Raw genomic sequence first — 11,337 nt, 5'->3', positions numbered from 1 at the left:
CACTCACGATCTCACCCTGCATTGCTTAGTAAGCTCGTAGCGATTTTCTCTAAGTCGCTACATATTTTATCCACTTTTATAATGTCAAATAAGAGAAATTTTTATGTAGACAGACATCATAATGGATAATCTTGTTTTAGCGCTGGCAGTGGGGGTTGCTGTGATCAGCATCATTGCTCTAGTACGTGTCAATCAGTTGCGTTAGGGCGATTTAAAAACATTACGTGATATTAAGGAAGCTAAGTCAGCATTAAGTAAAAAAGTTTTTTATCATGGTGACAGTGATATTCCAAATTATCGCCAATTCATGCAAAAGTTATTAAAAGTGGAACGTAAATTTACCCGTTACCATATTTCACTGATTAAATTAGGGAAACAACCGGTTTTTGATAATGTAGAAGAGCACTTAGACTCTTTGTCTGAGCTGTTTAATGCGATCAGCAAATCTTGTGAACCGTTTGCCTTGGCATTGTATGACTCTAAATACATTTTAATGGCTTATGTAACCCAAGGTAGTGGTACTAATGCACAAGAAGCTGCTGAAAAGCAATTCGAGATACTGGCAAAATTACCCGTTCAGGTGTCAATTAGTAACACTCAAGTTCCGATTGATTATGCGATATCTTCATTGAGTTTAACTGGCTATTGAGCAATTTATGGCATGGATAAGGTACAACGTCGATTGGCTTACTCTATGGAGCATGCTTTAGAGAGCGACGACGGGGTGTTTTTTCACAATGAACAACTTTATAAAGCTGAAATGTATAAAAAGCATGTGCTTCGTAAACTCACCAGCAGTATTTCGTTTAATCCTGATGATTTTTATTTGGTATTTCAGCCAATATACATACCTCATGACCTAGATAGGCCAAAGCGTTATGAAGCACTGGTCCGTTGGAAAAATCATCGAAATTTAGGGCCGAAAACGTTTATTCCTATGCTTAAAAGCCAACCAGGCTTTCAAGAGGGCATGACCGAAATTGTCGTGAGTCAGGTGTTCTCATTGCTCAAAGTACAATTAGAAACAAAAAAACACCTAACACCAATTCATATTAATATTACAAAACAAGCGTTAAACACTGAACATTTATTTAGCCACCTTAAGCAACTACTTAAAGGTGTGCCATCAATTGCGAGTTTTATGATTTTTGAAGTCGAGTAAATGAAGCGTTAGCTGACAGTGAATACATAAAAAGTAATATGCGAAAGATTATTAACTTAGGGTGTAAATTCGCTATAGATAACTTTGCTAATGATAAAAAAAGTTATCAGCTGTTGTCTAATCGGTATTATAAAACTATCAAAATTGATAAGTCTTATATTGGGGAAATTCGTGATAGACGTGCGACGTCTGACTTCCTTGAGCAAATAATGTCAACCGCCCTGCGTGCAAAATTAAACGTGGTGGTTGAGGGGGTTGAAAATCAATATCAACTGGAATACGTGAAAAACTTCGAAAATGCGATGTTGCAAGGCTATTATATCAGTGCACCGTTGAGTGCTCATGACTACTTATCATTAGAAGGTAAGTGGTCACTTTCAGTGAACGCATTACAATAGTGATTTTAGCGACCGATTATGTGGCGTTTATGTCGTGCACGAATAGGTCGTTTTAATGATAACGGCGCTGTAAGTTTTTCTTGAGAAGTACATTTATATTTTAAGTTCTTCAAAAGTAAGACAGAATGATGGCACATCGTCTTACTTTTGGTGACGTGGTTCTATTTGTCGAGAGTGGTTTTTGTTCTTTGCCAATAACTTGCTAATACAGAGCCACTTACGTTATGCCATATTGAAAAGAGTGAACCTGCTACAGCTGCGCTGGGCGTGAAAAATTTCATTGCCAGTGCAACTGCTAACCCTGAGTTTTGCATGCCCACCTCAAAAGCAATAGTGCGGCAAACCTGCTCACTACAGCCCAGTCGCTTAGGTATAAAATAGCCCAACAATAGGCCTATGCCATTATGGAGCATTACAGCGAGCATAATAATGAAACCAATCGTTTCTAGCTTCGCCTGATTGAGTGCCACTACAATCGCAATAATCAAAACAATGGCGCACATTGATAGTAAAGGTAATACGGTTAAGCTTTTTGTGATCAGCTTATTGCAGTACATGTTTAATAGTACTCCCAAGGTGACGGGTAGCAATACAATTTTAAGTAGGCTCAAGAGCATGCTCGTGATAGGAATATCGACCAGCGCGCCAATAAGGAGTGATGTTAAGATAGGTGTGAGCGCAACTCCTATTAGTGTGCTAATTGCTGTCATAGTGATCGACAGAGCAACATCACCCTTGGCAAGATAGCATAAAACGTTACTGGCTGTGCCACCAGCCACACCCCCTACCAATACCATGCCAATGAGTGACTGTGTATCAAAACTCATCCCCTTAGCCAATAGAAATGCCAAAAGAGGCATCACAGAGAACTGCAATAAAACACCAATAAGAATGGCTTTTTTGTTCTGTGCAGCTCGAGCAAAGTCTTTAGGCGCTAATGTCAGTCCCATGGTGAGCATGATCACCATTAACAGGGGAACAATCATACTTTTTAGGTCAACAAAGTGAGTTGGAAAGACAAACGCGATTGTTGAAAATAAAATTGCCCAGATAGGGAATAGTTGCACAGTAATAGCCATATAAATGTAAGTAGGTTGATAAGTGATGGCTAAATATTATCTTGAATACTGGGGTTTTACTAATTGAACTATCACGTCAATGGTCAAGCCGGAAGATTTAATAGAGGGATGGCGGTGCAAAGATGAATACGACATTGACTGCTGAGTGAATATGGCACTCTATAGAACAAGAAGTAATTGCTAACATAGTTAACCTCAGCTCTGGATAAGCGAATTTGCCCAATAAAGCTATTTTTCTCACTCTCGGCGTTACTTTCATTTGTAATAGCCCGCTATTACTGCATAAAAGCGCCTTGATATTGAGCGAAATATCATCATTGGATTGTACGTATGTTTGTTTTCAAAACATTTTCTATTCCAAAACTCTTATCCAAACCTGAGGTTAGTTATGTAAAACCACCTTTCCTCAGGGCTAAGTTCAGTTAAAGAGTGACGATTTTTAATGGTAACTCAATGATTAAAATGCTTTTTATATTAAAGACACCGTTAAACTCTTCTTGGCTTAAGAGTATTACTTGCCTGTGTCTGTATTGTTGCTTTTCTTATTTATTTTTGACTTTGAGCATGCCGATATTCTCGGTGTAAATGTCAACAAAAATTCATTTTAACATAGATATAATGTAAAAATATAAATTATATTGTATACAAATTTTACTTTGTGTTGTAGCTTAAAAAATAAGTAAGTGGCCATGTATGGTCGCTGCTTTGGTTGTTTTTTGTTTTTGAGGTGTACTTTTTTTCGTCAGGGTCAGAAAGTAAAAACATAAGAATAAACTGTTGAAATAACAAGATTGTTGCCAATAAAGGCACTCATACAACATGTAAAGTTACTCACAGGAGAAAAATGATGCTATTTAATTTTAAGGGTTTACGCAGCCTTAGTAGACAAAATATACGTAGGCATAATTATAAAAAAAGCGACCTTATGATGTTACTAGCAGGCATGTCGTCGGCTTGCGCTTTTGCTGGTGAAGTCGCAGAGTCCAAGCCATTTAAAAATCAGGTGGTGCCGTTACAAAGCAGTGTGTCAGCTGAATCTGGGCTATTCAATAAAGCGAGCTCAGGACAGATTTGTGGTACAGACACGAATTTGCAAAACTGGGACTTATTGCAAAAAGAGAATGCACGTGAAGCATTACTTCCAGGCAGTCTGACAAGTCAAATACAGCAACGTATGGCACAAGTATCAGATGATGCTGCACTCAATGGTAATGGCGTAGCCGGACGTTACTACATTCCTGTTGTGGTGCATGTTTACGGCGATAGATACAATTGTGAGACTGGCACCTACTGTTTAACTGAGCAGAAAATCATTGATGGTTTAAATAAAACCAATGAAGACTTTAGAGGGTTGATCACGGATGATGGCCCCATTTCAGCCCAGTTTCAGGCAATTCGTGAAAACCTAGATATTGAATTTGTTTTAGCAAAAAAAGACCCCAGCGGCAATGTCACTAATGGTATCGTGCGTCATGCTGAAAAGGCAGGCTACGGTGATGGCGAGAAGGCCAATGCACAAATAGCCGCAGATGCATGGGATAACTTTAAATACATGAATATTTACATCCAGCATGACTTATATGCCGATGGTAAAACAAATAACTCAGGGGTTGCGTGGTACCCACAAGTGAGTATGTCAGATGCGGGCTTAGCGCGAGTGGTATATAACGGCGATTATGTAGGTGCAAATACCAATGAAAACTTCCGTTCCGTACTTACGCATGAATTTGGTCATTGGTTAAATCTCCCACACACGTTCGATGGTGAGATCTGTACGGTCCATTCACAAGCTTTTTGCAGTGCCACCGGAGATGGCTCGTGCGATACACCACAAATGAGCAGCAGTATATTACAAAATAATGCACAAAACTGTTTAGGTGAAGCTACCAATACAGAGAACTTCATGCACTACTCCGATAATTATGCCATGTATACCCAAGATCAAGTTAAACGCATGACTGCGGCATTACACAGCGCGGCCCGTGCAACACTTTGGTCAAATAATAACTTAATTGCAGTTGGCTTAGAGGAACTAACAAGTAACGCTGATCACCCATGGGATGGCATAGGTGGCAACCCAAAACCTCAAGGGACAACGGTGCAAACGTTTACCAATATATCAGCGCAAAAAGGCGAAGTGGATAACTTTGCACTCACCGTTCCAGAAGGCACCGAAGCAGTTGCATTTTATCTTGATGGGTATGATGAAGATCCAGATATGTATGTCTCCAAAGGCACTGTGCCAACGAAAACCGGTGATAACTGGAATGCTGACTTTATCTCGTTCAGAAGTGCCGGTTCACCTGAGTTAGTGACGATTTCTTCTCCTTCAAGTACAGAGGTTTATCATGCAGCAGTCGATGCGTTTTCCGCTTATTCGAATGCCACATTAAGCGTGATAACCGCCCAAGACAGTACATTATGTAATGACTGTGAGCGAGTATTTTTAACTGAGCTAAAAGATTTGGCATCAGCCAAAGGTGCACCGGTAAAAACTTATCAGTATCAAATCCCCGCAGATGCAGTGCGCACGGTTGCCGTTATGCCCGGCGGGTATCAAGGTGATCCCGATGCTTATATGAGTATGAATGCGACACCAGATAAAACTACCTATGACTGTGGGCCGTTTAGTGCATCGCGCTTAAGTGAGTACTGTGAGTTTGGCGCAGGGGGCGGCACACTTAATATTATGATTGACCCATTTTTAGAATATAGCGGTGCCTCATTGGTGGTCTACTACGAGCGTCAAGCTGGCTCTGGCTTACCTATTGCACAAGCGAATGGCGATTACTCTGCGCTGATTGGCCAAGATATTTCGTTTAGTAGCGCAGGATCAAATGACAGTGATGGCTCAATCACGTCATACTTATGGGCGTTTGGTGATGGAGTAACATCGACGCTTGCGAACCCAACGCACCGTTATCAATTAGCAGGAAGTTATAATGCGTCATTACAAATCACTGATAATGATGGCAACACCGCAACCGACTTTGCCAATGTGACGGTGAGTGCCAGTAATCAAGCGCCAGTGGCGAATGCCAATGGGCCATACTCGGTGGAGTTTGGCAAAGCTATTACGTTCAGCAGTGCAGGTTCATCAGACCCTGATGGTTCAATTGCCGCCTATGCATGGGAGTTTGGTGATGGACAAACAAGTACCAGTGCTACACCGACTCACACATATGCAGTGGCTGGCAACTATAGTGCTACGCTCAAAGTGACTGACAATTTAGGACTGACAAACACTTCAACTGCACAAGTGACAGTGAGAGAGTCAAGCTATTGTGAAGCGTCAGGTAATACCCGCTATGAGTGGATTGCCAATGTACAATCTGGCAGCTTTGCGAACCCATCTCAAGGGGTTGGTTACCAAGACTTTACCAGTAAAATTATTGAACTGACAGAAGGGAGTAATACGCTGACCTTAACGTCTGGTGGCAGTTACACTGAGCACTGGACTGCATGGTTAGATAGTAACAATGATGGTACATTCAGTGAGAATGAAAAAGTACTTACTGGCGTATCTGGTAAAGGCGCTGTCATTGGCCAATTGACGGTAACTGCTGGATTAGCCGGACAGTCTTTAAGACTGCGCGTTGCAATGAAATATAGTAGCGCAGCAAACAGTGCGTGTGGCAATATTGGTGATGGTGAAGTGGAAGATTATACCGTATTGGTTAAAGCTGGAGGTACAACTCCACCAGTTTCTCAAGTACCAAATGTGTGTTTGACACAATCTCCTATCACGGGTGGGCGGTTAGAAGCAGGTACTGCTAGTTGTTTAGGCGGTAATGGTACGCTTTGGTTAAGCCTTGCTGATGTTTCGGCTGCACAGAGCGTTGCAATTACCACTGCACATGGCCAAGGTAACTTAGAGGTATTCTACAAAAATGGCGGTTGGCCGAGTGAGTCAGACTATGATGCAACATCAAACAGTGGCACATACACTGAGTGTATCTATGTTCCGGCAGGCGCTCAGTATTGGTCGTACCTTAAAATAAAGGGTGATGCGACGAACACCAGTATTATTGTTGATTTTGATACTGCAAGTTGCCGCCAATAGGCATAAGTTTTATTTCCCCCGTGTTAAAGCAGCGCATTAAGTGCTGCTTTTTTGTTTTATTAGGGCAGAAATAAGTAGGAGGGTTATGGTGTTTCGCACTGTGATAGGCGCTGCCAGTGTCGCAAATATTAAAAAGTCTGATGGGTAAATACTGTTGCCAAGCAGATGTAATCAAGGGATACCCGTCGGTTACACCTTTGCTTCGTCGAGTAATTTCTGCTGATGATACTTCTTTAATAATGCGGCTCAGACTATGCGCACCAACATAATTGGTGGCTATAAAAAACCTTTTGTACACACGTTGTTATATCATGGAGCTTCAGTTGTGTAGTTCAAAGCCGTGCGTGGGGGATATGCAAGACATGGTTTACATAGGTTTTCTTAAATCTACCTGCATGTTATTTATAATATTTTCGTGGTTGACGACATCTAGCACGGTGAGTGATTTGGCTTTAGGTAACTCATCACATATTGACATTATCGTATCGCCAGAACGAGTTTGGTATATAAAATGTCTACCTGCCGAATAATTGGGTATTTTGAGTAAAGTGTTCTCTCATAAGGAGTCGAACTTAATTTGAGGGTTTGCTGCTAGAATTTGGTTCCCAGTATGAGCCTAAGAGGTCACTGCCTAGACAATGCAGTTGCCGAAAGCTTCTTTCACTCACTTAAAGCTGAGCGTGTTGAACGAAATGTGTACGAAAACCGAAATGAAGCGCGGGCTGATTTGTTTGATTATATTGAAATGTTCTGCAATCGAAAACGACTACATAGCCACTTTGGTTATGTGTCACCTGATGAGTATGAAAACCAGTTTATAACTGGAAGATTGAGGTCTGAATCGACCGGCTTTTCTTATCTGTGAGTATACAGCTTAAGTGACGTTAGTTCGATTTTACTAACCAAGTGATATTTCAGGTTGAACATTGCCAGCTTATGAGTTTCAGCGTTTTGAATGGATGTCACTGTTTCAACTGCCATTAATGTTCGGTTATTTTTTTGCTTGAAGGTATGATGTTTAATCAGGGTAAGCTTCCATGATTCTTTGTACTTCATCTATATTCTGAATAAATAACTCAACTAACCTAGGCTCAAAATGCTCGCCTTTCTCTTCTTCTAATAGCTGTAATATTTTATCTAATGGCCATGCTTCTTTGTAACAACGAGAATGAGATAACGCATCAAACACATCTACAAGTGCAACTATTCGACCGTATATGTGGATATCTTCACCTTTTAAACCATTGGGGTAGCCTTCACCATTATATTTTTCATGATGCTCTCCAGCAACGATAGCAGCGGCTTTTAGGGTAGAGCGTTTTGAGCGAGTAAAAATTTCATGTCCAATATTCACATGGGTTTTCATTATCTCAAACTCTTCCTCAGTGAGCTTGCCTGGTTTTAAAAGAATTGAATCTGGAATAGCAACTTTACCTACATCGTGCATGGGTGACGCCATAAACAACTCTTGCGCTTTCTCTTCTGGCTCACCAGCCCATAAGGCTAATGCTCGAGATAGATGAGCAACACGCCTAACATGATTGGCGGCTTCTTTCGAACGACTTTCAACTACTTCGCCCAAAGTATCGATAATTTCTGATTGTGTCTCGAATATTTCTTTATCAAGCTCAAGGTTATCAAAGGCAACCGAGATATTATTTGAGAATAATTCAAGCAGCTTACGATCCAAATCGTCGATTTGATTGATCCCTTCTAAGTAAATTAGGTTTTCACCTGCATTTATTGTTTTGAAGTAACCGACAAAATAGTCATTTTCAATTACGCATTTTTGACTTAGACAAGCGTTTTTTATCATAGCGTTAATGTTTTCAGGCAGATTTACTTTGTCCCCAGATAGTGGACGATACTGGCCAGTACCAGCTAAAAACTGTAGACCGTCTTCATTTTTTCTAACGACAAAATTATTACTGTTTTCACTTCCGTTTTCATCTGCATGAAGTAAGGAGGCAATTTGAACTAGTAAACCGCTCGCAAACTCTTGCAATGAGCGGATCCTAAATAAACTGGCAGTAGAATCAATTACACGCTCTAGGCCTTCACGGTGATTTTCGAGTTTTTTTCTGGCGAGCTCGATGTCTAAAATGTCTCTGTACCCTCTCAAGCCGGTGTAAACAACAGTAAATAATTTATCACTGCTCAAGCTGGTTTTATCTTTGTAATCGTTGATATCATAGTTAGTGATAACAGTTCTTTCAGGTGCTTGACCTGGTTGGCCTGTGCGCAAAATTATTCTGATAAAATGATTACTTAAGTCTTGCCTAATGTATTGAGCTACTTGTAGTCCAGCATCATCCGTCTCCATGACTACATCTAACAGTACTAAGGCAATATCATTACGCTCATTAAGGACTTTTCTCGCTTCTTCACCACTGTAAGCACTTATAAACTCAACGCCTTTATCATCAAATTCAAACTGGCTTAACGTCAGTTTTGTGACTGCATGAACATCAGGCTCATCATCAACAATCAAAATCTTCCACGAAGGTTTGGTTTCCCCCTTTGATTTTGACGACTTTTTGAATAATCCCATAATCAATGCCCTTATTTAAAGCTTTGAATATCAATTGGCACTTTAATAGTAAATTGAGTACCTTTACCCAGCTCACTGTCTACTGTAATTTTACCTGACATTTTTTGTGTAATAATATTAAAGATAATATTCATACCTAGACCAGACCCGCCATTAGTACGATTAGTTGTATAGAAGGGGTCGAAAATTTTCTTCTGGCTTTCTTCTGTCATACCCTTACCGTCATCGATGAATTTAAAGATTAACTCCTCACCTTCAGTATAAAACGTAAGGACAATTTGACCAGTTGAATTAGGCTCATAAGCATGGATTAAGGTGTTTTGAATTAAGTTAGTGAAAACCTGAGCCCAAGAACCTGGATAATTATTGATGATTAAAACTTCTGAATCGCAGTTAATCTCAAAGTTAACTTTACTTTGCTTGAGCTTATTATTGAGGCTGGTCATTGTGTCTTTAAGGTATTGAATAATATCAAACTGCCTCACTTCCTCAGCGGACTGGTCAACTGCAACCAATTTAAAGCTTTTCACTAAATTAGCAGCCCTTTGCAAACTGTTTTGAATAGTACAAGACAGCTCTTTACTTTCTTGAATGAACCTGAGAAAGTGATCTTCTTCTAATTCACCAGCCTCGAAAAGTTTTGAAATTTCATCTACGGTAGCTTGAAAATGTGAAATGCCAGTTAAAGATAATCCAACAGGCGTATTTATTTCATGGGCAACGCCAGCGACTAAACTACCAAGGGAGGCCATTTTCTCAGCCTCAATAAGTTGAGTTTGAGCATTCTTAAGCTCGTGTAATGAGTGTGTAAGTGCTTGTTCTGATTTTTGTCGAGTTTCTATTTCGCAAAGTAATCGATCTTGTTGTTTATTAAGCTGTGAAATGGTTTGCTGAAGCTCTTCAGTACGCTCATTGACAATCGATTCTAAGTTTTTATTTATTTTATCTAGCTTATCGAACGCCTCAGCTGTTTTGTTGATCATAGCATTAAGCGCACTTTGCAAAACCCCTAATTCATCATTAGGGTTATTTGCTACAGCAATGAGAGATTTCTCTAATTCATTTGGATTAATTTGACTCGCGCTTGAGGCTAATTGGCTAAGTGGTTTCGTCAGTAATTTTCTAAAAATTAGAAAAATTAACAAAAAAATTGCTGCAGTTTTAATCGTAGCATTAAAGATAAGAAGGTAAGCACTTGATTTAATGTTATTTATTATGAATTCTTCATTGGCGAACAGCTTTACATCTCCAATATGAGAAGTAGTGTTATAACCGTTATAAAGTGCAAATGAATGAAAAGTAAGCGATTTTCTATTTTTATCCAATACAGTACCTGCTTGAACAACTTGCTCATTGTTATCGGCTTTAATTTCAATGCCTGCTATTTGAGGAAGGCTAATAATACTATTAGCAGTAATTTCAACCTGCTTAAAATCTAAATTCAATAAGTCAGAAGCTAATATGTTGCTAAACGTTTTTTCTGAAGCAATAAGTACTTTTTCAACTTGTCTCTTAGTATTCACGTACTCCACACTGATATGAAGAATGGTAATAAAAAAAGTTATCAGTAAATATATTGGTACAACATAACTCAATAACTTAATCGATATTGAGCTTTTTATCTTATGGAAGTTCATATAGTTCTAAACAAGTTGAGTACATAAACCAAAATTAGTCTATCTTTTTAAGAATAGGCAAGTTTTAAACTAAACTTGTTTGGTGCTTATATTTGATGAGACTCAGAGCGAGAGCCAGGGCGGGGTTGAGTCGACCAGTCTTTATTAGACAGTTCTTTGCTTGAATTCTTCTAACTTTTCATAAGCCAGTGGAGGTATATGATTTGCCTCATTATGCTTGCGTCTAAAGTTATAAAACATTTCGATATAATCGAATATTTTAGACCTTGCATATTCACGTGTTACGTATATTTTTTCTCTTCACTCGCTCTCGCTTCAGTAGCTGGAAGAAGCGCTCTGCAACCGCATTATCTTGGCAGTTTCCTCGATGACTCATACTCGCTTTTAGAGTGTGCTGTGTTAAGAAGCTAAGGGATCCCCAAAAATGGTCATTAATTTTCAATCACA

Annotated in this window: 6 protein-coding genes and 3 pseudogenes; 5 read left to right on the top strand and 4 right to left on the bottom strand. The window is 39.5% G+C overall.

Translation table 11 applies throughout. The annotated features are described in order from the left end of the window. Positions 1-307 precede the first annotated feature (307 nt). The 3 genes and pseudogenes from CWC18_RS17845 to CWC18_RS21775 form a co-directional block, all read left to right on the top strand. The gene (locus tag CWC18_RS17845) at positions 308-649 is read left to right on the top strand and encodes a hypothetical protein (RefSeq protein WP_138675817.1); all 342 of its coding nucleotides are present in this window, start codon (positions 308-310) and stop codon (positions 647-649) included. A 12-nt stretch (positions 650-661) separates the two neighbouring features. Beyond that, a complete protein-coding gene (locus CWC18_RS21780) occupies positions 662-1,162 on the top strand; it encodes an EAL domain-containing protein (RefSeq protein WP_138675816.1) in 501 nt (166 codons plus the stop codon). Positions 1,163-1,176: 14 nt separating this feature from the next. Next, a pseudogene (locus CWC18_RS21775) lies at positions 1,177-1,560 on the top strand (EAL domain-containing protein); the annotation flags it as partial. A gap of 161 nt (positions 1,561-1,721) precedes the next feature. Here the strand turns inward: CWC18_RS21775 and CWC18_RS17830 are convergent. Further along, positions 1,722-2,639 carry a bile acid:sodium symporter family protein gene (locus tag CWC18_RS17830; protein WP_138675815.1) on the bottom strand — a complete coding sequence of 306 codons (918 nt, stop codon included), beginning with the start codon at positions 2,637-2,639 and terminating at the stop codon, positions 1,722-1,724. Positions 2,640-3,564: 925 nt separating this feature from the next. Here CWC18_RS17830 and CWC18_RS17825 point away from each other — a divergent pair. Both CWC18_RS17825 and CWC18_RS17820 read left to right on the top strand, forming a co-directional pair. Next, a complete protein-coding gene (locus tag CWC18_RS17825; protein ID WP_249930151.1) occupies positions 3,565-6,702 on the top strand; it encodes a M43 family zinc metalloprotease in 3,138 nt (1,045 codons plus the stop codon). A gap of 595 nt (positions 6,703-7,297) precedes the next feature. Next, positions 7,298-7,567, top strand: a pseudogene (locus CWC18_RS17820) (IS3 family transposase); the annotation flags it as partial. 153 nt (positions 7,568-7,720) lie between these two features. On the opposite strand, the gene CWC18_RS17815 reads toward CWC18_RS17820, so the two are convergent. The 3 genes and pseudogenes from CWC18_RS17815 to CWC18_RS17805 all read right to left on the bottom strand — a co-directional run. After that, positions 7,721-9,253, bottom strand: a complete 1,533-nt coding sequence (locus tag CWC18_RS17815) for a DUF3369 domain-containing protein (RefSeq protein ID WP_138675814.1) — start codon at positions 9,251-9,253, stop codon at positions 7,721-7,723. Between the two features lie 11 nt (positions 9,254-9,264). Further along, positions 9,265-10,776, bottom strand: coding sequence for a sensor histidine kinase (locus CWC18_RS17810; protein WP_171041150.1), 1,512 nt, complete (start codon positions 10,774-10,776; stop codon positions 9,265-9,267). A 258-nt stretch (positions 10,777-11,034) separates the two neighbouring features. Further along, positions 11,035-11,299: pseudogene (locus CWC18_RS17805) on the bottom strand (IS3 family transposase); the annotation flags it as partial. Between the last annotated feature and the right edge of the window lie 38 nt (positions 11,300-11,337).

Origin of the sequence: Pseudoalteromonas aurantia (assembly GCF_005886875.1) — a bacterium.
GTDB classification, from domain to species: Bacteria; Pseudomonadota; Gammaproteobacteria; order Enterobacterales; family Alteromonadaceae; genus Pseudoalteromonas; species Pseudoalteromonas aurantia_A.
Note: the sequence above shows the minus strand (reverse complement) of the source record. Positions and strands in the feature narration are given on the sequence as shown.